Annotated in this window: 31 protein-coding genes; 23 read left to right on the top strand and 8 right to left on the bottom strand. The window is 42.3% G+C overall.

Going from position 1 to position 22,060, the window contains the following annotated elements; translation table 11 throughout:
* Positions 1 to 156 precede the first annotated feature (156 nt).
* From AC2SLT_RS09865 to AC2SLT_RS09975, 23 genes are all read left to right on the top strand, one after another.
* On the top strand, positions 157 to 816 hold the full coding sequence (locus AC2SLT_RS09865; RefSeq protein ID WP_486547483.1) for an HK97 family phage prohead protease: 660 nt from the start codon (positions 157 to 159) through the stop codon (positions 814 to 816).
* Entirely contained in the window at positions 816 to 2,147 is a 1,332-nt protein-coding gene (locus tag AC2SLT_RS09870; RefSeq protein ID WP_486547484.1) for a phage major capsid protein, read from the top strand. The genes AC2SLT_RS09865 and AC2SLT_RS09870 overlap by 1 nt, the downstream gene beginning before the upstream one ends.
* A 118-nt stretch (positions 2,148 to 2,265) precedes the next feature.
* Entirely contained in the window at positions 2,266 to 2,445 is a 180-nt protein-coding gene (locus tag AC2SLT_RS09875) for a hypothetical protein (RefSeq protein WP_486547485.1), read from the top strand.
* Positions 2,446 to 2,450: 5 nt separating this feature from the next.
* On the top strand, positions 2,451 to 3,734 hold the full coding sequence (locus tag AC2SLT_RS09880; RefSeq protein WP_486547486.1) for a phage portal protein: 1,284 nt from the start codon (positions 2,451 to 2,453) through the stop codon (positions 3,732 to 3,734).
* Positions 3,727 to 4,020 (top strand): head-tail connector protein, encoded by a 294-nt coding sequence (locus AC2SLT_RS09885; RefSeq protein WP_486547487.1) that lies wholly within the window; start codon positions 3,727 to 3,729, stop codon positions 4,018 to 4,020. The genes AC2SLT_RS09880 and AC2SLT_RS09885 overlap by 8 nt, the downstream gene beginning before the upstream one ends.
* Positions 4,021 to 4,061: 41 nt before the next feature.
* Positions 4,062 to 4,310 carry a hypothetical protein gene (locus AC2SLT_RS09890; protein WP_486547488.1) on the top strand — a complete coding sequence of 83 codons (249 nt, stop codon included), beginning with the start codon at positions 4,062 to 4,064 and terminating at the stop codon, positions 4,308 to 4,310.
* Positions 4,310 to 4,654 carry a phage head closure protein gene (locus AC2SLT_RS09895; protein ID WP_486547489.1) on the top strand — a complete coding sequence of 115 codons (345 nt, stop codon included), beginning with the start codon at positions 4,310 to 4,312 and terminating at the stop codon, positions 4,652 to 4,654. Before AC2SLT_RS09890 ends, AC2SLT_RS09895 begins: the two co-directional genes overlap by 1 nt.
* Positions 4,655 to 4,657: 3 nt before the next feature.
* Positions 4,658 to 5,158 carry an HK97-gp10 family putative phage morphogenesis protein gene (locus AC2SLT_RS09900; RefSeq protein WP_486547490.1) on the top strand — a complete coding sequence of 167 codons (501 nt, stop codon included), beginning with the start codon at positions 4,658 to 4,660 and terminating at the stop codon, positions 5,156 to 5,158.
* Positions 5,155 to 5,355 (top strand): hypothetical protein, encoded by a 201-nt coding sequence (locus tag AC2SLT_RS09905; protein ID WP_486547491.1) that lies wholly within the window; start codon positions 5,155 to 5,157, stop codon positions 5,353 to 5,355. Before AC2SLT_RS09900 ends, AC2SLT_RS09905 begins: the two co-directional genes overlap by 4 nt.
* Positions 5,352 to 5,717 (top strand): DUF3168 domain-containing protein, encoded by a 366-nt coding sequence (locus tag AC2SLT_RS09910; protein ID WP_486547492.1) that lies wholly within the window; start codon positions 5,352 to 5,354, stop codon positions 5,715 to 5,717. The genes AC2SLT_RS09905 and AC2SLT_RS09910 overlap by 4 nt, the downstream gene beginning before the upstream one ends.
* Before the next feature lie 49 nt (positions 5,718 to 5,766).
* Positions 5,767 to 6,264: a phage tail tube protein gene (locus AC2SLT_RS09915; protein ID WP_486547493.1), complete on the top strand. Its 498-nt coding sequence runs from the start codon at positions 5,767 to 5,769 to the stop codon at positions 6,262 to 6,264.
* A 78-nt stretch (positions 6,265 to 6,342) separates the two neighbouring features.
* Positions 6,343 to 6,774, top strand: a complete 432-nt coding sequence (locus AC2SLT_RS09920; protein ID WP_486547494.1) for a phage tail assembly chaperone family protein, TAC — start codon at positions 6,343 to 6,345, stop codon at positions 6,772 to 6,774.
* Positions 6,775 to 6,851: 77 nt separating this feature from the next.
* A complete protein-coding gene (locus tag AC2SLT_RS09925) occupies positions 6,852 to 7,046 on the top strand; it encodes a hypothetical protein (protein WP_486547495.1) in 195 nt (64 codons plus the stop codon).
* Between the two features lie 60 nt (positions 7,047 to 7,106).
* The gene (locus AC2SLT_RS09930) at positions 7,107 to 7,607 is read left to right on the top strand and encodes a hypothetical protein (RefSeq protein WP_486547496.1); all 501 of its coding nucleotides are present in this window, start codon (positions 7,107 to 7,109) and stop codon (positions 7,605 to 7,607) included.
* A gap of 172 nt (positions 7,608 to 7,779) precedes the next feature.
* On the top strand, positions 7,780 to 11,040 hold the full coding sequence (locus AC2SLT_RS09935) for a phage tail tape measure protein (RefSeq protein ID WP_486547497.1): 3,261 nt from the start codon (positions 7,780 to 7,782) through the stop codon (positions 11,038 to 11,040).
* Positions 11,037 to 11,528: a hypothetical protein gene (locus AC2SLT_RS09940; RefSeq protein WP_486547498.1), complete on the top strand. Its 492-nt coding sequence runs from the start codon at positions 11,037 to 11,039 to the stop codon at positions 11,526 to 11,528. The genes AC2SLT_RS09935 and AC2SLT_RS09940 overlap by 4 nt, the downstream gene beginning before the upstream one ends.
* Entirely contained in the window at positions 11,512 to 12,051 is a 540-nt protein-coding gene (locus AC2SLT_RS09945; RefSeq protein WP_486547499.1) for a DUF1833 family protein, read from the top strand. The genes AC2SLT_RS09940 and AC2SLT_RS09945 overlap by 17 nt, the downstream gene beginning before the upstream one ends.
* Positions 12,048 to 12,416 (top strand): hypothetical protein, encoded by a 369-nt coding sequence (locus AC2SLT_RS09950; protein WP_486547500.1) that lies wholly within the window; start codon positions 12,048 to 12,050, stop codon positions 12,414 to 12,416. The genes AC2SLT_RS09945 and AC2SLT_RS09950 overlap by 4 nt, the downstream gene beginning before the upstream one ends.
* Complete coding sequence (locus AC2SLT_RS09955; protein ID WP_486547501.1) at positions 12,400 to 15,303, top strand: host specificity factor TipJ family phage tail protein; 2,904 nt, start codon at positions 12,400 to 12,402, stop codon at positions 15,301 to 15,303. The genes AC2SLT_RS09950 and AC2SLT_RS09955 overlap by 17 nt, the downstream gene beginning before the upstream one ends.
* 55 nt (positions 15,304 to 15,358) lie before the next feature.
* A complete protein-coding gene (locus AC2SLT_RS09960; RefSeq protein WP_486547502.1) occupies positions 15,359 to 17,527 on the top strand; it encodes a hypothetical protein in 2,169 nt (722 codons plus the stop codon).
* 68 nt (positions 17,528 to 17,595) lie between these two features.
* On the top strand, positions 17,596 to 18,126 hold the full coding sequence (locus tag AC2SLT_RS09965) for a hypothetical protein (RefSeq protein ID WP_486547503.1): 531 nt from the start codon (positions 17,596 to 17,598) through the stop codon (positions 18,124 to 18,126).
* Positions 18,126 to 18,413 (top strand): hypothetical protein, encoded by a 288-nt coding sequence (locus tag AC2SLT_RS09970; protein ID WP_486547504.1) that lies wholly within the window; start codon positions 18,126 to 18,128, stop codon positions 18,411 to 18,413. The genes AC2SLT_RS09965 and AC2SLT_RS09970 overlap by 1 nt, the downstream gene beginning before the upstream one ends.
* 41 nt (positions 18,414 to 18,454) lie before the next feature.
* A complete protein-coding gene (locus tag AC2SLT_RS09975; RefSeq protein ID WP_486547505.1) occupies positions 18,455 to 19,000 on the top strand; it encodes an N-acetylmuramoyl-L-alanine amidase in 546 nt (181 codons plus the stop codon).
* Positions 19,001 to 19,266: 266 nt separating this feature from the next.
* On the opposite strand, the gene AC2SLT_RS09980 is transcribed toward AC2SLT_RS09975, so the two are convergent.
* The 8 genes from AC2SLT_RS09980 to AC2SLT_RS10015 all read right to left on the bottom strand — a co-directional run bounded on the left by AC2SLT_RS09980 (position 19,267) and on the right by AC2SLT_RS10015 (position 22,017).
* The gene (locus tag AC2SLT_RS09980; protein ID WP_486547506.1) at positions 19,267 to 19,602 is read right to left on the bottom strand and encodes a MucR family transcriptional regulator; all 336 of its coding nucleotides are present in this window, start codon (positions 19,600 to 19,602) and stop codon (positions 19,267 to 19,269) included.
* 52 nt (positions 19,603 to 19,654) lie between these two features.
* Positions 19,655 to 19,861, bottom strand: coding sequence for a hypothetical protein (locus AC2SLT_RS09985; protein WP_486546837.1), 207 nt, complete (start codon positions 19,859 to 19,861; stop codon positions 19,655 to 19,657).
* Positions 19,862 to 19,978: 117 nt separating this feature from the next.
* Positions 19,979 to 20,209 carry a hypothetical protein gene (locus tag AC2SLT_RS09990; protein WP_486547507.1) on the bottom strand — a complete coding sequence of 77 codons (231 nt, stop codon included), beginning with the start codon at positions 20,207 to 20,209 and terminating at the stop codon, positions 19,979 to 19,981.
* Positions 20,210 to 20,217: 8 nt separating this feature from the next.
* Positions 20,218 to 20,664: a hypothetical protein gene (locus tag AC2SLT_RS09995; RefSeq protein WP_486547508.1), complete on the bottom strand. Its 447-nt coding sequence runs from the start codon at positions 20,662 to 20,664 to the stop codon at positions 20,218 to 20,220.
* Positions 20,665 to 20,777: 113 nt separating this feature from the next.
* Complete coding sequence (locus AC2SLT_RS10000) at positions 20,778 to 21,002, bottom strand: hypothetical protein (RefSeq protein ID WP_486547509.1); 225 nt, start codon at positions 21,000 to 21,002, stop codon at positions 20,778 to 20,780.
* Entirely contained in the window at positions 20,975 to 21,298 is a 324-nt protein-coding gene (locus AC2SLT_RS10005; RefSeq protein ID WP_486547510.1) for a hypothetical protein, read from the bottom strand. The genes AC2SLT_RS10000 and AC2SLT_RS10005 overlap by 28 nt, the downstream gene beginning before the upstream one ends.
* Complete coding sequence (locus AC2SLT_RS10010; protein WP_486547511.1) at positions 21,291 to 21,758, bottom strand: MucR family transcriptional regulator; 468 nt, start codon at positions 21,756 to 21,758, stop codon at positions 21,291 to 21,293. The genes AC2SLT_RS10005 and AC2SLT_RS10010 overlap by 8 nt, the downstream gene beginning before the upstream one ends.
* Before the next feature lie 52 nt (positions 21,759 to 21,810).
* Positions 21,811 to 22,017, bottom strand: coding sequence for a hypothetical protein (locus AC2SLT_RS10015; protein WP_486546837.1), 207 nt, complete (start codon positions 22,015 to 22,017; stop codon positions 21,811 to 21,813).
* Positions 22,018 to 22,060: the final 43 nt, after the last annotated feature.

A 22,060-nucleotide genomic window follows, 5' to 3' on the forward strand; every position in this document is an offset into this window, starting at 1 on the left:
ATCAGTTGAGTAATGAATTTAAAAAACCCTTTTACCTCCCCCACGCCTAACCCCCGTGGGTTTTTTATTTCTAAGATTTATTTGAGGTGGGTGTTGGCTGTACCTCTCTGCGGCTCGCACTCACCTCAAATAGATTTAAACCATAGAGATATGATCATGACAAAAGCTTATAGCACCCTCAAAGTCAAAAGCTTTGATGACGACACACGCACGATCACAGGTATAGCGACGACACCAAGCCAAGACCGTGACAGCGATATCATGGAGCCGTCAGGTGCTAAATTTGCCTTACCTATCCCACTGCTCTGGCAACATAGCCACAACCAGCCTATCGGTGAAGTGACAGCAGCTGAGGTTACAGACAACGGCATTTTAATTACGGCAACGCTTGTCAAAATTGACGAAAATGGAACGCTTAAAGATCGTCTTGACGAGGCTTGGCAGTCGCTCAAATCAGGCTTGGTAAAATGCTTATCTATTGGCTTTAGACCGATTGAGTATAACTATCTTGAGGACAGCTACGGATTACATATCAAAGAATGGGAGTGGTATGAGTTATCCGCTGTCACCGTCCCTGCTAATCCTGATGCAATGATTACCAGTGTTAAGCAAATAAAAGATGCCTTCGCGAGCACCCCAAACGCGCCCCTTTTAAAAGACGCAGTCAAAACAGACAGCGTCATCAAAATCGAAAACGAAAAGCAAACTAACTCCGACACTGATGCGCCTGCGTCTGTGTCACAACCCCAAAACGATTTTGTCGTTTTAGTTGACCCCAACGCGGGCAGCATAAATTTAATTAACGGAGATATCTAATGAACTTTAAACAACAACTTGCATTGGTACTTGCCACGCTTGCGACAAAAGAAAAAGCTATGGGCGATATTTTGACTAAATCGGCGACTGAAGGTCGAACCAATAACGACACAGAAGAAACTCAGATCAAAGCGATTGAAGCCGATATCGCAAAGCTTAAAACGAATAAAACTCGGTTAGAAGGTTTGATTGCCTCTGCTGAAAAAGCCGCTAAAACTGCGACCCCAGCCGCCGGTCAAACCCCAGAGCAAGCCGCTGCCAGTGCTGAGGGTGACCCTGAACCTGAAAAGGCGAATGAGCCAGTGACTGTTAAATCCAATGTACCTAAAGGCGTCGCGTTTGCTCAATTTACCAAAGCAAAAGCACTTGCCGTGCTGGGTCTTAACCAGGGTAACTACCGAGCGCCGATTGAGATTGCAAAATCTATGGGTATGAGCGACCAAGCTATCAAAGCATTGGTATTAGATACGGATAACTCAAGCGCCCTTATCGTACAAAATACTATCGCTGGTGAATTTATCGAATTGCTACGTGCTCAAACGATTGTCGATAAACTAGCTAGTAAAATGCGCGCTGCACCGTTTAATACTAAGATACCTGGTATGGCATCTGGTTCGACTGCCGCTTGGGTCGGTGAAGGAAAGGCAAAACCGGCAACCAATCCAACATTTAACGATATTGAAATTGGGTTGCACAAGTTGGCCGGTATCATCGTGCGTACTGACGAGTTATTAAAACTAACATCAGTTGGCGCGGATCAGATGTTCTTAGATGACTTAATTGAAGCGTCTAAAAATCTGATTGATACCACATTTATGGATGATCAACCGCAAACTGCAAACCGCCCTGCTGGTGTGTTAAATGGTGCGGTTGTGGTCACCTCATCTGGCGTTACATCCGAAGCCTATGACGCCGATTTAAAGCAATTGCGCCAAGGCTTCATTAGTATCAATCTATCGCTAAACGGCGCTCATTATATTATGAGCGAAACCCGCGCGAGCGATATGGCTGAATTACGTGATGCGCTTGGCAATCCGTATTATCGCGGCATGGATGCAGGCCTTAACCAAAAGACCTTAAACGGTTTGCCAGTTATCGAGTCTGAGACTGCAAGCAATGTGCTTGCCTTAGTCAAACCCTCTGAGCTTTACTTAGCAGATGAGGGGCAAGTTTCGGTCGCCTATAGTGATCAGGCTACCATCAACATGGGCGGTGATACTCTGGTCAACTTATTCCAAGAAAACAAGGTTGCGGTACGTGCCGAGCGCTATATTACTTGGACAAAACGCCGTCCATCTGCGGCAGCATACATCCAATATACTCAAGCCTAAACTCCTACGCCCTTAGATAACCAAAAATCCACCCTAGCGGTGGGTTTTTTATGGGTGGGTATTCGCAAGCCCCTCACTTGTCAGTATTCACCCATAAAAAACCCTAAGAGGATTTAATATGCAAATCAAATACTTAAAAGACGCCCCTCAGGCCAAAACGGGCGATATACGTGAAGTCGCCGATTTACAAGCAAATATATTAATAAAGCGCGGATTTGCTAAAGAGCATAAAACACGCAGTAAAAAGGCAGTCAGTACTAAAACCACGACTAACGACGACACAGACGATAGCGAGTAGATATTATGGGTTGGTTTGATAAATTATTGGGCACTAAATCCGTGACGAACGCCCAGCCAATCCAAAACGGCGGGCAGTGGACCATGATACATGAGCCAACGACCGGCGGTTGGCAACGAAATGAAGATACACTTGTTAGTAAAAACGATCAGCTATCGCATCATGCTGTATTTGCGTGCGTGTCTCTTATATCTCGTGATATTGGTAAGCTCAAGTTGCAGACTAAAAAAGACAAAAACGGCGTCCGCCAAGTTTATAACAGTGTCGCTAATAAACTATTGTCCAATCCGAATCAACATCAAACCACCCAACAATTTTTAGAAGCATGGGCAACCAGCAAAGCCACGCAGGGCAATACGTACGTTTGGAAAGTGCGTAACATATATGGCGAAATTTGGAAACTACATATACTTAATGCCGAGCGAGTCAAACCGCTAGTATCACCAAGCGGTGAAGTCTTTTATCAAGTTAAAAAAGATAAGTTGTTTAACTTATCTGATGATATGGTATTTCCAGCAGACGAAATTATCCACGACCGTTTTAATTGTTTTTATCATCCGCTGGTTGGGCTGTCTCCAATAGTTGCTTGCGCCTTATCAGCTAGCCAAGGTGTTAATATACAACGCAATGCCAGTCACTTTTTTAATAATGCGAGTCGACCCAGCGGCATATTAGTAGCACCAGGGGCAATCAGCGAAACCACAGCAAAAGAACTTAAAGATAACTGGCGCAAAAATTACAGCGGCCTACAAGTTGGCGGTACCGCCGTACTTGGTGACGGCATGGAATACAAACCAATCTCTGTCAGCGCGCATGATGCCCAGCTCGTCGAGCAGTTAAAAATATCTGGTGAGGTAGTTTGTACTGCATTTAGTGTACCCGCGTTTAAGATAGGACTGGGTGTAATGCCCGCTGCGACTAAAGTCAGCGACCTAAACGAGATTTATTACAGTGACTGCGTGCAACATTATCTCGAGAGCATCGAAAATCTTTTAAATGTGCATCTGGATTTAGAAAAAGGCGTAGAAACCGAATTTAATCTGAAGGGCCTGATCCGCATGGATGGCACCAGCCAAATGGAATACCTCGCAAAGGGAATCGAAAAGTCCATATTATCACCCAATGAAGCCCGTGCCGAATTAGGTTATAAAGCCGTGCCAGGTGGCGATAGCCCTATGATTCAACAGCAAAACTATAGTTTAGCCGCATTGGCAAAACGTGATGCCAGTGATGATCCGTTTGAAACTACCCCCGCCGCCGCTAATGATGATGAGGTGCCAGATGAGTAACTGGGTCACGCTTGATGAGGTCAAACATCATTTGCGCTATGACGATGATAGTAATGATATCAATTTATCTAACTACATCAGGGCCGCCGAATCTGCTGTTAAACACTATATCACTAAAGATGTGACGGATGCAGATACATCAGATATCAAAGTCGCTGTCTTAATGCTGGTTGGCTATTACGATCTAAACCGAGAGCCGAGCAAAGAAACGGTGAACTACGGTAACTATTTACCCGACCCTGTCCGCTCGCTTCTTTGGCCATATCGAATGCCGACGGCGATTTAAACTGGATTATCAAATGCACTGCCAAAACTGTGAGGCCCGACGTGAGCGAATCAAACAATATGCAACCGAAGCAAAACGACGAATGTCATTGTTGCTGCAAAACCTTGCTAGCAATGATGCAAAGCCAGACCGCGCTCATGACAGAGATGATAAAGCAAAATAACGAGCTAATCACGCAAGCGGAAGCCCGCGAACAATATCTTATTGAAATTATTGAGATCAACAATGAGATGCTTGCTGATCAAGATGCCACTGACAGCGCACCGCAATATTTAGATATGGACTCATAATGAAAGCCGGTGAATTACGAAATAGAGTGTTAATCCAAAAAAAATCAGACAATGCGCGTGATGCAGACGGACACGACATTGCATCAGATTGGTCTGATTACGTCAGACTATGGGCTAAAGTTACTCCTGTATCATCACGAGACTTAATTGCGTCGCAAGCAGATATGTCCGAAGTCACGGCACGCTTAAAGATACGATATCGCACTGATATTGACACTACGATGCGCGTCATCTGGAAAAACCGCATTTACGCTCTGGACTCTCAAGCGCTAGATGATAATGTGACCGGGAATATTTATTGCACTTTTAACTTGTCTGGCGGTATAGAGCACCTTGAGGATTAAGTCATGAGAGATGAAATCCAAGGCTTAGAAAAAGTACAAAATAATATCCGTCGCCTTGGAAATCCTCGCAAAGCAAAAAACGCAGCGACCCGCTCCGCACGCAAATCGATGAACATCGTCAAAAAAGCGGCCGTCAGTAACGCAAAGGCGATCGATGACTCAGAATCTCCCGAACGCATTTGGAAAAATATAGCGACAAAGTCCTCACGAACTCGCGGAACTGGGCTTGTACTCATGCGGGTTGGCGTCAAAGGTGGCGCGCGTCAATATGTTGCAACTAAGCGCAATGTCCGCGAGGGACGTGCTGGTAAAATTTATAAAACAGACGGTGATAAAAGCAATCCGGGCGGCGATACCTTTTACTGGCGGTATTTGGAGCTTGGTACCGCTTATATGCCCGCTCAACCTTTTTTGCGTATCGCCCTTTACAACAATACATCAAACGTACAGTCGCAATTTGTCACATCATTTAGCGACGAAATAATAAAAGAGTTAAATAAATGAATGTAACTGCGGAAAGGATTACAAATCCAAGCGGCAAGACTGCTTATGTACTTAAAGTTGATGGAGAGGTTGTAGGTAATCAAATTGAAACGAATATTAAATCAACACCATCAGGTCGCGATGAGGTCACGGTAACTTTATCCGGAAAGATGGATAAAGATGGGACTATTAACTTAAATAGATTGGGTCAAAGATGAGCGTCATACCAGTCTACGCCACTTTAAAAGCTGATGTTGATCTAGCAAAAGTCATAGATGTAGAGCAAAAACTCTTTGAAGATATTGCACCGCATGGCACAAAACCACCTTATATCATCTGGCAAACGCTGACTGGACAAGCTCTAAATCATCTCGATGAGCCAGCAAATATCGACACCATACAGTATCAACTTATGATATACGCGGCTTACACTAAGCAAGCTTATCAATTACGTGACTTATGCCGATCTGCGTTAGAGCATCACTCGTTTATATTAAACCCCTCTATCAATATAACTGACCCAAAAACCAAACTCTATGGCCGTGGGTTTGACGCAAACTGGCACCACGACCGCTTTTAACCACCATCAATCAACCAATCAACTAACCAGTCAATCAAGGAATATTATCATGGCTAAAGTAAAAAAAGGCGTCTGGACCCAAGGCACAAAAGCATGGATTAAACATGGACCAGATGACAATCCAACCCTAACCCGAATGGATTGCATTAAAGGCATCGATCTCGGTGACGACAGCCCTACCGAGATAGACAGTACTTGCTTAGAGGACGAGGACTCAAGCTCGGAATACGGTCTCAATAAACCCGGCGAAGGGTCACTGACCATCGATACTGATCCTGAAAACCAATCTCACATGACGTTATTAGCGATAGCGGAAGACCGCGAAACGGTTGAAGTGTATATAGGATGGTCAGATAACACTAAAGTAACCCCGACTCTAGACAGTACTACTGGCACCGTCGAAATGTCCGAAACTCGTACCTGGTCTGCATTTACTGCGACGCTAAAAGCAAGCCCCCCGAAGTTTGATGCTGACTCTTTAGTTAATCACACTATCAGCATGAAGCGACAGACCAAAGTCTATACAAACTACCGAACTATCGCTTAACCTTAACCCAAAACCCCAATACCAACATCAAGCCCACTATTTACTATAGCTGGGCTTTTAATTTTTAAGGATATCTAGATGGCAGCCAAAACTAAGACATCAGCCAAAACAACCGCTAAAGCCAAATCTACTCCAAAAATCAAAAAAATCAGCCTAGCTGACGTAAAAAAAGGCTCGATGGTAGGCGAAGTCCACGAAAAAACAGTAGAGTTTGTGCATAACGGTGAGCAAATGAGCGTAGATATCCGTGTGCAAACCCTGCCTTTCAAAACCACTGAAGATCTATTGAAGCGGTGGAATAATCAAGAAGACGTTGTCGCCGAATGGATTAGCAAAGCATTGGTTGACGATGAAGGCAAACCCCAGTTCACCCAAGAAGAAGTTGAGAACAATTTCGTACAAGGTATGGCTGCTGCTATTTTCGATGAGGTGTGGGGTGCTGAAAATATAAAAAAGCAATTGGAACTGACGAAGATGAGCCAGGATATATCGCAGGCGAACTCGAAGTAATATACGAGTTGGCTTTGAATGGTATTGGGGGTAATAGCCTGGTTGAAGTAACAAGAAATCTTAGTCGCCCCGAAATTATGAAATGGGCCGCCTATCGGCAACGTCGTGGCAGCCTAAATATTGGGCGACGGGTCGAGCAAGCAACAGGGAGTGCTATGGCTTCATATTTTAATGCTGGACGCAAAGAGCATGAGATGCTACACCCTATTGAGTTCATGCCACATGAGGACGATATTGTCATATCTTTTGAAGAACAGCTAATGGATGAGTAATATTGCTTGAACGTTTCTTATCAGTTATAGTTGAGTTTTTACCAACTATGGCGGGCTGTTATGAAAAAGATATTTATAGTTTTACTTGGTGGTCTTATAAGCGCTAGCGCTACTGCTGCTTACGAATTCCCGGAGAATGCAACAACATCAGAAGCTAATAGAATAACCAGCCTTGAAACCTTGAAGTATTCAATTGGTGTTGATAAACCAAAGTCTATTGATGATATCAAATTGTGTTTAGCTGAGGTAGTAGACAATGATGGTGATGGGATTGTAAAAGTTGAGACCGACACTGCTGTCGTAGCTATGGGAAATATCAAAATAGACAAAAGCGGTTGGGGCAACGATAATCTTATTAAATATGAATTAAAGGTAGTTAACAAACCTGAAGAAATTAAACTCAAATACTACAATCTCATGTTTGGTTATATTGAAGGAAATCAAGCCATTGAAAACGTGAAACTACGCAAACCAGCCACGCACTTTGGTGGGGGCGGCAAAGTAACCGTTGACAACATCAGCTCTTTAAACGATAAATTTAAAGACTGTATTGAATTTTAATTTCCCGCCCACCTGCCTTACTTGTAAAAACCCACCAATCGGTGGGTTTTTTATTGAGTAAAGTTAATCATTATTTAGCACCAATAAAAAAATTAAGAAAACATCTTTTAAACAAAGAGCCCTAATCACTAATGATTGGGGTTTTTTAATGCCTAAAATAAAAGGAAAACCCATGGCTACCACTTCACTCGGCAGATTAACACTGGATCTGGCGGTCAAACTGTCAGAATTTACAGATGGTATGACTAAAGCCGAACGTGAGACTAAGCAAAAGACAGACAATATGCGCAAGTCTGTCCGGACGTTTAAAGAACAAGTCATGGAGTTGGGCGGTAGCGAAGTTGGCGGTGCATTAAGTACGTTATCTGATAAGTTAAGTTTGGTACGTGGCGGCGGTCTGATAGCTGGAGCAGCCCTTGGCGGTGCGCTAGTCGGCGGTACATTATTAGCTGCGGGCGCATTGACACGATTAGCGTTTAACACAGCACAAGCAGATACTCAGCTAGCTATATTAGCAAACAGGTCAAACACCAGTCTATATAATTTCCAAGTTTTAAGCTCTGCGGCCCAACAGCTCGGCGTATCACAAGAGCAGTTAGGACAAATGCTTGCTGATGTGCAAGAAAAACTGGGCGAATTTACATCAAGTGAGGCCGGTGGTGCATCTGATTTTTTTGAAATCCTAAAATCAAATACAAATTTGTCAGAGCAAGCGATACGCGAACTGGGTAAAACCATTGAAGGCAAAGAAGGCGTAGAAGCTATTCAGCTTATGAAAGACAAGCTCGACGAGTTGGGTGCGACATCACAACAACAACGCTTTGTCTTTGAAAGCCTAGCGGGTGACCTTGGCAACTTAATGCCGCTGTTTGAAAATGGCGGCGTACTACTCGATAAGTACGGCGAAGCGCTTGAAGACGCGGGCGTCATCAAATCTAAAGAAGCGATTGAGCAATCTCAGCAACTCGCGGCGCAAACCCAAGCATTACATATTAGATATGACGGTCTTAAACAGCAACTAGCCACCCAAATGATGCCTGTCTTAAACAATTTATTAGATCATTTTTTGGGTGGTAGTCAAAAAGGTAACCAATTTGGGGGCGTCATCAAAGGCGTCGGCTATGCTGCGAAAGCAACAGGGACCATCATTGTAGGATTGGCTGCTGGCGTTAGCGCTTTAGTCAAAGCGTTTAGCGCAGTGTACGACCAATTTTATAACTTGGGACAAACAGGCAGGGCATTTTGGGAAGCAGATGGAATATTAGCAAAAATTGACGCTCTGAATAATGGCATGTCACGCGCTCAAACTTTGGCTAGAACATCAGTATCAGATATTTTAGGAACATTTGGCTCAGCTGTTAATAGTGTACAAGGCATGTGGGGTGACTTACCCACTGAGACCGATGGTCTGTCTGCTGCTTTGTATGATTTAAACAAAGCGGGTATGCAAGCGGGGACCGGCCTTAGCGTCAGCACTAAGCAAGCAGATGCGCAGGCTAAATCTGCAGACAAAGCGGCCAAAGCGTTAAAAAACCAAACTAAAGAAATAAGCCGAATGGAGCAAGTATACTCTGCTTTCATCAAAGCGGGTATGAGCGACAAACAAGCTCGTATCATGACTGCTGAAGTTGGTCGTGAAGGATCATTCTTGGACAAAAACCTGTTTGGATATCATAAAGACCCGCATAACGGGGCCATTAATGCAGGAATGATATCGTGGCAGGGATCCCGTGGAAGGGAGTTAATTAAACGTTTATCACAACAGGGATTAGTTAAAGGCAATCAAATTGTTAGGTCTCAAGAGTCTCTAGATGCAATGGCTATGTTTGTTGTTGACGAAATAATGACAAACCCGCGCTTTAAATCCACCAAAAATAATTTTTTAGCTAATCCAGATATTGATTATCAAAAAGGCGCGGCTATAACTGGTCGTAATTATATTGCATGGCGCTATGATGACCCTAACTATAAAAGAGGACATAGAAACAGAGACACTTACTACAATCAACTAAATGCAAAGCTTGGTAACAAAGGGCTAGCTAATGAACTAGCTAAACAACTAAGTGATGATCAGAAAGCTGCAAAAGAAGAGCAGCGCAGACTTGAAGAGCAACAAAGAAAACAACTCTCTATTGCATACAAGTACTCAGACGAGCGTAAAAAACTTGAATTAGATTTACAAAAAGAAATCGCAGAAATCAATGAGGCTTACGGCGAAAGCTCGAATGAAGCCAAAAAATATAGAGCGCAAGCCCAAGCAAAATTTGATGAAGAAATAGCCGCACGCTCTCAAGCGGTCATGAAAAATTATTGGTCCGAAGAAGAGACCTTGCAATATCAACATGAGCAGCGTATAGAGCAAATTAAAACCCAGTTTGTCAAAGATGATCCGACTCGGCAACTAGCGCTGGATTTAGAAGAGGCTCAATACCAAGAGTCACTCAAAAAATTGCAATGGTCAAACGGCGCTAAGCTACGCGAACAGCAAAAATATATGCAAGACTTGCGCGAGTCGATGCAAAGCAATATGAGCACCTCTTTGCAGTCCTCAATAGATCGCACGATGCAATCGACCATGCGACCCGAAGAGTATGAGCAATGGCGCCTCGCTGAAGATAAAAATCAAGCTTATAACAGCGCAAGTAGTCAGTATAGACAGCGTAAGTCTGAGATTAACAAAACTGGCGACTTAGGCGAATATGTATTACCAGAAGCTGAGCGCTTTAAACTACTTGAAGCCGCTAAACTCGAACATGAGCAGAAAATATACTCAATCGAAGCCGAATATGGCGCCAAACGCTTAGAGTTAGATAAACAACAGTCAGCTATGAGATCACAGGTTCAGGCATCGGCTTTTAGCGACATGACAAGCGCTGCATCTGCCTTTTTTGGTGAAAATTCGCGCTTGCATCGTGCGGCATTTGCACTTGAAAAAGCTTTTGCAGTGCAAAAAGCAGTCATGAATATACAAGAGACTTTTTCCAATACCTTTAACGCTGTATCCGCTATACCTGTGGTTGGGCCTTATATCGCTGGTCCAATGGCTGCCGCAGCGTCAGCTATGCAGGTCGCTAGAGCCGCAAGTCTAAAAGGCATGTCAACGCCTGCTGTGTCAGGGATTGCCCATGGTGGTTTAGATTATGTACCTGAGACAGCGACTTATTTACTAAAAGAAGGTGAAGGTGTTATACAGCCCAAGCAGAACAAGGCATTGACAAGCTTTTTATCAAAACAAGACAAACCTAACAACGCTAGCAATATTACTATTATTGAGAGCCCTCAATCTTACGCAAAAGTCTCTCAAGATAACGGACAAGTCACGGTGCAGATGGTCGACCGCATGATCAAAAACTCATTTAAAAATTTAAGCAAATCGAATTCGCTCGAATCTAAACAAATCCAGCGACACACCACAGCGAGACCGCGCCGATGAACAGTTTTGCACTATGTCCGTTACAGCGCGGCTACACGCCAAACCCGTCTAACAACATATTAGAGCAAGCACTAAGCGGGGGATTTGCTCGTCAGCGGGTCGCATTTATTAACGGCGTACATACTGTAGAGCCGTCAGTACTCCTTAACACGCCGCAAAAACAAGAATACTTCTGGGCATTTTGGCGCAGTCACCAAAAACACCCTCGCCCCTTTTTGTGGCGCCTCATTGTCGATGAGGTCCCTGTCCAAACCTATGTATGTCAGTTTATAGCTGGATCAATGTCCATCGGTGAGCGTAGCGGCAAAGTCTATCAGGTGAGCTTTGAGCTACGCCTTAAGCCAAATCTTACCGGCCACGAATTTGACCAAACGATTATAGATGCATGGGAGCTAGGCGACCCCTATGTCTGGGCAAACCTACTAGAGCAGCTCGTCAACAAAGAATTACCGGAGGCACTGGGAGATAATCATGCCATCTACAAGTAATATTACTATTAACGACATTAAAGACATCCATCTCGACTGCTCTCCCAGCATTGTACCGCTTGAAACACTCGAAGTAAGCCATAGCACATGGGCAGCTCCAGTCCGCATCGTGACCAATTATGACGGCGGTGTAGACGCACAACTGGAGACGGATGAAACGGTTAGATTTGATTTTGCACCATTGTTATTAGATTTTGGCGCTACATCAGATGACTTGGACCAGTCTATCAACGTCACATTGGGCGACTTGGGTGAGATTATCCCGCCGCTAATAAAACAAATCCGCGTCTCTGAAAGTGACGAATTACCGCAAGTCACGTACCGCCGCTATGCATTTGACGCCGCATCGATGACGTTTGCCAAACTTACGCCAATTGACATCACCAAAGGGCTCTATGTTGAGCAAATGAATAGAGATCATCAAGCGACCACCTTTGAAGCCAAAACACCGGGGAAAAACAGTGTCGCATGTCTACGCACATACAATCACATAACTCATCCCGATATGATTGCATTTTTATGATTAGCATCGACCCATTGTTAAAAAAACGCTTTGATGTTGACCACTATCATTGTGTGCATTTTGTTGTCGATGCTGGCAAACATCTATTTGATTATGACTTTAGTTACTGTTTTATCGGACTTAAAGGCTCGTTAAAGGGACCTATCAATCCATCAAAAGTAAACTTTGAGCAAGCAACATTAGTCGGACGACCGGACCAAGGATCTATTATATTAATGAGATCACTCGATAACAAACATCACGTTGGACTGTATTATGACAATCGAGTCTTGCATCTTGCAGATAACGGACCCCGCTTTGAGACTCTACGCAGCATCAATCGACTTTATAAAAATGTAAGGTTTTATCATGTTAAAGATTTTTAAAAATGAGCTTGATGCCAGTGACTTTGATGTACGAGAGTATGACTGTTTGCTTGCCGAATGGATGCAGATACGCGAGCAGTTTCCACAGGCCCGTCTCTATAAAGATGTAATCTGTGTACAAAATGACATCACGCCAAAGACCCGTGAGCAAGCTTTGGGGTTAAAAGCCGCTGAAGGCAACTATCAAGTGCTTTGTCATGCTGGTGATCCTGTCACAACTATGATTGTCGCAACCGTATTAGCAGTCGGTACCGCAGTCTATACTTACTCGATGATGTCAAATATCGACACATCAGTCGATGAGGTCAGCGGCAGTCCTAATAACTCGTTATCTGATCGACGCAATAAACAAAGATATGGTCAAGCGATACCGCATATGTACGGTAAAGACAAGTCGATACCTGATTTAATATCTCCTTTTTACCGTCATTATCAAGACAATATACAGGTTGAGGAGTGTCTGCTTGACATCGGCATAGGCCACTTTGAAATTAACGAGGACACGATTTGTGAGGGTGAGACACCGATTAAGACCATAGAAGGCGCATCAATTAGTATTTATGCGCCCGGTCAGTCACTACTTAGTGACAGTCCGCAAATTAAAATCGGCGTCCCATTTGAGCAAAAGCCATTAGTCACCAAGCAAGTCAACTCTATTGACGGTCGTCAAACTCTCATAGCGCCTAATAGTGACTATGTTAGATATACTCGGCTAACTCTAAATAGCGACGGATTTACGGTAGAGGAATACCAAGGCGATAAAACTGATAACATTTTTGGTGTAGATAATTTCATCCAGCGAATTAAATCTAAGCGCGCAAACTTTACTAAGATTCTAAGCAGCGGTGAAAAAGTGGTCATACGCGGCGCCTCAATTACTGACGACTCTGACACGGCGATAACGTCAAACGTCATAGTAAAGCAGTCAGGTCAAATACATCTTATAACAGATCAAACAATTACAGATCTAAGTATCAGAGACCGCATCTATATATCAGCATTATTAATAACAGACACAACGCAGACTCAGATAAGTATCACCAATTCTGACAACAGTGACTCTCAGTATGACGTGGTCGCCAAAGCAGACACAATCGATCTAGCGGGCAACTATTTAATAGCAAACTTTGAGTCCGTATCAGATGGATATATGTTAACTCTCCATGATCCAGGGTCAGTAAACATAAACTTTACCCGCCTTGAAAAAGACTATAACTCTCAAATATCGGCAGTACTCACTGATAAAACAAAAATTATTAATTTAGACGGCACTTATACCGTGGCCAGTGTCGATGAGACGACATTGTCATTAGTCAATCCAGCATCTATCAATCCTGACTGGGATTTAGTATCTAACTTAACACCGACGCAAACTACCGCTTTTTATAATAGTCATGCAACATTTGCAGGGTCTAAAGACAATTATATCGGCTGGTATTACGCGGGCAGCAAGCTGACCACTGGATTTTTACTTAATTTTGTGGCCTCAAACGGGATTTACGAAGGCGATGACGGACTACAAGTAGCGATACAAGTTGAATATCAAATGATTGAGGAGGGTGAGCCGGTCGGTGATATCTCTATTATCGGTGACGTCATGCAAGGCGTTGCTAACAATCGTAACCCGATCGGGCTGACTATCAAACAGTCCCTGCCAACACCAGGTCAATTTAGATTTAGAGTAAAGCGGGCAAATGACAACGGCAACAGTGCAAATTTAATCGATGACGTTATATTTGAGTCAGCGTATAGCTGGTATGAGACAACAAAGACAGTCTACGCGGATGAGACAATCATTAGACTACAGCGGATGGCAATTGGGTCCGGTACTAACGCCAGCGAATTAAATCTTAAAACACATCGCAAGCTCGAAACCCGCGACGGATTTAAAGCCACTAGCAATTTTGCGGATATCGCGAGAGCCATGGCATTGGACACAAGTATAGGCCGCATGGATCAAACCGAAGTTGATGACGACTCTCTCTATCAGGTCAGCGACGCAATTATAGGGCACTTTGGCACATCTAAAGCCGCTGAATTTAACTATACGTTTGATGATAAATACGCGAGTTATCAAGAGATGATCTTTACCGTCGCCGAGGCTGTATTTTGTACTGCCCGTCGTGAGAATGGCCAACACTACTTTACATTTGAAAAACCCACGCCAAATAGCATCGTGTTATTTAATCACCGAAACATCAAGCCCGAAAGTATGTCAGTGACAGAGATGTTTGGCATCCAAGACAATTATGATGGTTTAGAATTTAAGTGGCGCGACCCCGATAACAACTACGCTGAAGCCGTTATTAAGCTGCCCAATGACGTGGCCACAAACTACAAGACAGTCGAAAGTAAAGGGGTTATCAATAAAGAGCAAGCCCACTTTTTAGCACACCGCGCGTGGAATAAGCTCAAATACAATCGAAAAGGCATCGAAGTCACGGTCTACGGTGAGGGTGATTTAGTGACTCGCATGGATAGAGTAGCTATAGTGGACAGTACGGTGCCGATCTTATGCAGCGGAGAAATCGAACTACAAGAAAATACGATTTTAACACTGGACTATCCTGTCGAATTAGATCCGAATAAAGACTACGTCATACATCTGCAAATCAAAAACGGCTCAGTTGATGTTATCGATATCGTCAGTCAAATCAATGATTGGCAAATTGAGGTCGCACGTATACCAATGATGCCTCTTGTCACAGACGGCGTCGCCCATGCGATGTTTAACATTACCGAAGCGAATGATATCGACGAAGCCGCTTATCTGTTAACTGAAAAGAAATCACACGGCGTCTTTGAATCAACAATCAATGCTAAATCGTATGATATCCGCTATTACAAAAATGACGGTGACTATAAAGCTGGACTGCTAACCGTTTAACCTAATATAAATTAAAAACCACGCATTAAGCGGGGTTTATTTTTGGAGAAATAAAGTGTCTTTATTTGACGGATCTAGCATATTTAAAGAAACAATTGCTGACGCAAAATCATTTAATGGGTTTTTACAACGCCCGCGAGGGGACAAAATCAAACGTCGTATGGCACCGGATATCGAAACTCTTGATTATTATATTGATTATTTTGAAGCGTTAAAACGAATTATCAGCAATCAAACCGGTTTTGTTGATATTGACGGTAATCAAGTTAAAACAGTAACACAATCTATAAAAGACGCTCTAAATAGCGCGGCGATAGACAATAATACTCAAGTTGACACGTTAATCACTGCAACCCCAAAATTTGCGAGCGCATTCGCGCGCACTCAAGCTGAGAAAAATGCAGAGACAGTATCTGTTTATGAGTTTGGCGCTATCGGTGACGGCGCTGACCATCCATTATCGGAAAAATACTCTACTTTAGCCGAGGCACAAGTTGACTACCATCATGCGACTAGCTTAGACGACTATATAGACGGTTTAGCTATACAAGCCTGGTGGTCATATATATGTGCTAATAAAGTAAGTTTGGCTACGTGCCATGGCGACTTTATTGCAAACACAAAAATCACAAACGCAAGCATAAATAGTCATCAAAACCCTATTGCAACTAAGCGCGTTGATTTTAATGCTCGGATCATCATGTCATCGCAAGACGGCATTAGAGATAACGGTTTTGAGATTATAAGCACTCGACAATGTATGTTTACGGGATTTTTAAACATTGAAGATTCAGGCGGCGTAACGTACACACAACGTACAGTTAATAATTTGTTGTATATGGAGGACTTTATACATGCAAATTTCAGCTGGAAAGTTATCTGTAAATATGCTCGCAGACTCGGTTTAAAAGTCGAATCTGGCAGCGCAGACACGATAAATAAAACATATGCAAACAACAATATGTCGGACTTGGGACAGTTTCAATTTGTCGGCTGTGGTTATCGTTTTAAGCATGGCGATTATAATTTTAAAAGTGCCAAGAGAAAAGGTGCATCAATTTTGCCAAGCCAAACAACATTGATAACACTGTCTCAAAACCACGATTTTGAAGATAATGAGTTAGTTGACAGTTTTGCAAAAATTGATGGCAAGCCATATTTAATTATGAGCAATACTAGGACAACTATTAGTGTATACCCGTGGGTTCATACAGACATCCAAAGCGGCGTTTTGCAAATATCGTGCGGTGGTGATTTTAGATTGACGGGTGCTGATAGTAATATGATAACAATGCAGAGCGGGTCATCTGATTGCGCCATATGTTCGGGGGCATTAGGTTTCTATTCGGGGCTGATGCCTAAAAGAGTCAACGAATTTAATGATATCGGCTTAAGAATTGGCAATCGCAATGATGCCCTTCGGATGGGCGAAGTGGTTGCAGGATTTTATGTTGAGGGCAATATATTTGATATTGTTAAAACAAATACAGCTGCTAAAGATAACACTATAATCCTAAATCCTAACGGTGTTGATCTTGATAAATGTTACTCACTAGCCCCTTTATCTACAAGCAACACTGCAGCATCTGCGTTTATCGGCGGATTTACATTTATCAAAGGCGGGGATTTTAATCGCAAAAAAGCGCATCAAAGAGCAGATGGACAAAATCCAAACTTTAATGAGCAAGTTAGCTTTGATAGTGAGCATTTTAAAGTACGTTCAAATAGTGCAATCATTACTTTTGTTGATAACGTCAAACATCGAGAAATTTTTGGCAACGTAGATGTTAGTTTTGATGTTTTTGGCACATCTGCATTAAGTGGCACGCTCGGCAATACAACAATTAAGTGTCAAAATGGGTATAAAATCAACGGCTCTACTGACAATTTTGTAATACCTGCATCATTGACCGCATTTACTGTAAAAGCCAGACTAGTTAACGGCGCAGACTGGATTGTGCATGTTTACTATGCGTCAAAACCCACATCTAAGGTATCACATGATTTTGGTACTGTCGCAGCTGGCGATACTAAAACTAGAGTCACAACAGTAAAGGGCGCATCTGTTGGTTCTCCTGTTTCTGCTGCTTTTAGTCAACCTCTAAATGGACTTATTTTATATGCTGAGGTAAATAGCGCAAACTCAGTTAAAGTGTACTTGCACAATCCTACAGCTCAAGATAAAACAATCCCCGAAGGTATTTTAAAAGCATCTTTAATTTAAAAGCAAAACTCAACTAAAAATCCTGAATAGATGATTTACTGACAAAATAAAATAGAGAGGTAAACAAAATGCCGCATAACATAGCTGCAGCATCAAGTATCGGCAAGCACATACTGCTATCAAGCGTAGGCACACTGCTAAGTATTGTAAGCGTCGCTGTGCAAGCTGGCGGTGCTAATAACATACATGTGCAACTTAAACAAACTCAAACGTTTTTGTATTTAGAGATCCCGCTGTGGTGGTTTTTTGCCGCATCGGTAATACTTGCATTCGTCGGGGCATTTTTAGCACTTTTGACTGACACACTAAGAGGTAAAGGAGGTCCGATCAGTAAGTTTTTGACAGCAGTGTTAGTCGGTCTGATCGCAACGTTTATATTTTTACCCGCGGCAGTCGATGAGCCTAATGTTGTAGTCATGATGTTAACTAGCCTCGGCGGTAGCTTCAGCGGCACCATCTTGCTGTATCTAGTAGCACGTTTGATCAGCAACTCTGCACTGCATGACTCATTGATTGACGTCGCAAAAGACAATCTCGTATTAGCATGGCAAACTTTTTTAAAGTTTTTGATTTACATGATGCCTGGGGATAAAAAATAATGATTATATTAAGCTTTATTAATAATGCTATCCCCATAATCGGTATCGCGATTGCTCTTTTTGCGGTGTTTAACAAACGCATATGCACTACTGACGACAGTAACGCAGCGTTTATACATTTATCATTAATCTTATGGATGATTTTAATAGCAGCAGATTGGACTGGCACTCATATTGCTGTTTGGCAAACTGTAGTAGCACGCGCGATAGCACTAGCACAGCTAATTATCATGATAAAGATTGAGTATAAAACGCTCAGTCGATATCGACCAACACTTAAAAATTAACCGCCCTCTTTATGAGGGTTTTTAACATCCGGAGAATGACAATGACAACAGTAACAATCACAGCAGGACATAGCAATACTGACCCAGGCGCAGTAAACGGACGAATCACTGAAGCGGAAATTACGACAGATATGCGCAATATAGTCGCGTACTGCTTAAAAGACTTGGGTATTAACGTCATCACAGACGGCAATGGCAGCGACAATCAAACGTTAAGACAGGCTATACGGCTAATAAAAAAAGGTGACATCGCTATTGAGTTTCATACTAATGCTTTTCATACTCCGCGCGCCGCGGGTGTCGAAGCCCTAGCTCAGTCTAAAGATAAAGCTATCTGTGCCAAATTGTGCGAGGCGGTCAGTGACGTGTTAGGTATTCCGATTCGTGGAAATGAAGGCGGTTTCAAATCCGAAGGCAGTGGCCAACATAGTCGCCTTGGCTATGTCCGTAACGGCGGTATTATTTTAGAGTTATTCTTTATCTCAAATCCAACTGAGCTTGCAGCGTATCAAGCCAAAAAATGGCCACTAGCTCGTGAATTGGCTGAGGTTATCGCTGAGCACGTCGGCGTTAAACAATGTACGTAGGAGTAATCCATGCCTTATTTATATCTATTAAAGTTCTGGCGTGAGTTAATCATACTCACGCTATTAATAGTTTTATCCATATCTGTAGTGTCTTGTCAAAACAAGTCACGCAGTATTAAAGATATTAAAGCGCAGTATGAGCTTCAAGCGATTACTGATAAAGCGGAGTTTGAAGCCAAAGCACGTCAAATTGAGCAAGATAATTATGCGAGGTTACAAGATGCCCAGCAAATCTATGAATTTAAACAAAATCAAATTATTGATGACTATAACAGTGCTGTCACTGCTAACAGTAGCTTGTCAGACACACTTAACAGTATCGAGTCCAACATTGCCGACTTATATGTTAGCCTGCCCTCAGCTTGCAGGCGCTCAATTTTCGCACGTTGCCTAGCTCGATATGATAGTCCTGCTAACGCTGTACCAGCATTAATATTGAATAATTGACGGTATTCATCAGCTGTAACATTGTGCGCTCGGCTTAAATGAGATGGTAAAAATTGATATCGCTTACCGCACAGCAAACATTGAATTCTGTCATGATTCGCATACGCATCAACATCAACTTGACTGGTAAACGGCTTAGGTTGTTGATAGCTCATTTATCACCTCATTAAAAAAGCCCTACCGAATTAACAGTAGGGCTTTGTTTGTTTATGCTAATTTAAACCATTCTTGAGTTTTAGCCCAATCAATAAATTGCTCTACAGTGCTAAATTCTTCGCCATCTGCTACACCATAACCTGTCTGCTCATTTACATCATAACCATAATCATAAGCCTCGCATGAGATATAGCCATCATTATTAGTGATTGGTTGAGCAGTAGCATTTGTTACATCATATCCAATTACAGTTTTCATAGTATTCTCCAGTCGTTTAGTTGTTTAGTTGTTTAGTTGTTTAGTTGTTTACCTCATTTCTTAATACCTATTGTATCTAATATTAGATACAGTGTCAACACTATTTATTAATTATTTTTAAATTTTTTTGATCTCAACTAAAACATCTGATATTGATTTTATTTTATCTGACGCAATCTGACTCAGCTCTCCCCAGACCCAATCAGGGACACCTCTTTTTTTCCACAATCTAACATGCGACGAGTTATTTAGATCTAGTGCTCTAGTTAATTCTGCCTGCCATGTATTTCCCCATATTGCTAGACCGCACTTCTCTAGTTCAGCCCAGCTATCTGTTTGCTTTGTCATAATGACTCCTATTTTAGTAAATTTTCACCTGCTGATCTTACAGATAATCTTTTTAACGCTGTGCGGAACTCTGTTTTAGCGTTGTATGTAAAATCGCCATTGCGACCCGCTAACTCCTTGCTGATGCTACTAGCGATATCAGTTAAAAACTCATTAGCGTCATAGTCGCTAATATCTAGTGCTAAAAATGCGTCAAAATCTATTATTTGTACTTTTCCTTTATAGCTAACGCCCGCCTGTGCAGCCTCTTGGAATGATTTGTCAGCCAGTAGCGCTTTAGCGTTCCCAGTTTTGGCGATATCTAAAATAGCGTTTAAATTAAGATTTTTCAGGGTTTTTTGATGAGCATTTAAAACTCTCAACCACTGACCAAAATTAACTTGGTAGCTATCGCCCGCCTGGATTGTTTTTTTAGTGTAGCGGTGTGCTTTTTTGAATAATTCTGAATTGTTCATTTGCTGTCTCCTTAGACTAACTGGCGTTGCTATCAACTGCCTTTGTTATTTGATGTGTTTATTGTATCTAATATTAGATACAGTGTCAATACCTTTTATCAAATATTTTTAAATTATTTTAAATACACAGTCACTAACTCTGTATCCCCAACTGCTATATTTAATGCAACTTTGTTATAAGTCGGCTGACCATACCTCATCACAACCTCAAACTCTGCTCTAAACTTTAGGTATAAACTAATCGGCATAGCAACACTCTTAACATCGTGAGAGTCGATGTAGTCGGCTAAAGCTTTGGGCGTGTCGAATGTCATGTGGTGAGTTTTGTATGAGTGCATTTTAATTCGTCCAAATAATCCGCCCATTTTTGCATCATCTCAGCACGTTCAGCTAAGTAAGTCATCCTGCTGTACGCCTCGCCATTACTGTCTTTAGTTTTATGTCCTGCTTGACTGTCCGGCAGATATTTGGGGTATTTAAGTTGCTCTTGTATCATTGTGATAGCTGATGCTCTAAAGCCATGAGGTGTATGTACGCCTTTATAGCCAATGCGGTCTAAATGCTTACGTAACTCTGCTATTTGCTCAGGTGCGGGCGGCTCAATGACTGCATCCCACTGTATATAATCACTCATTTTTTTTCTTCCTATATTCTCGCTGATAATCTCTAGCCCTATCCGCATCCCTACCATCAGCTCGTTTGGCTCCGGCTGGTAACTGGTTAACGGAATATGGCTTAACTTCTTTAACTAGCTCTGCTTGCTGTTTGCGCTGATAATCTGTTTTATTTCGGTCAGCGCCTCTAGCTGCCTCACTCGCCTCTGCCAAATGAACATATGTTAGCCTGCCCTCAGCTTGCAGGCGCTCAATTTTCGCACGTTGCCTAGCTCGATATGATAGTCCTGCTAACGCTGTACCAGCATTAATATTGAATAATTGACGGTATTCATCAGCTGTAACATTGTGCGCTCGGCTTAAATGAGATGGTAAAAATTGATATCGCTTACCGCACAGCAAACATTGAATTCTGTCATGATTCGCATACGCATCAACATCAACTTGACTGGTAAACGGCTTAGGTTGTTGATAGCTCATTTATCACCTCATTAAAAAAGCCCTACCGAATTAACAGTAGGGCTTTGTTTGTTTATGCTAATTTAAACCATTCTTGAGTTTTAGCCCAATCAATAAATTGCTCTACAGTGCTAAATTCTTCGCCATCTGCTACACCATAACCTGTCTGCTCATTTACATCATAACCATAATCATAAGCCTCGCATGAGATATAGCCATCATTATTAGTGATTGGTTGAGCAGTAGCATTTGTTACATCATATCCAATTACAGTTTTCATAGTATTCTCCAGTCGTTTAGTTGTTTAGTTGTTTAGTTGTTTA

The organism is Psychrobacter sp. CX18 (assembly GCF_057396215.1).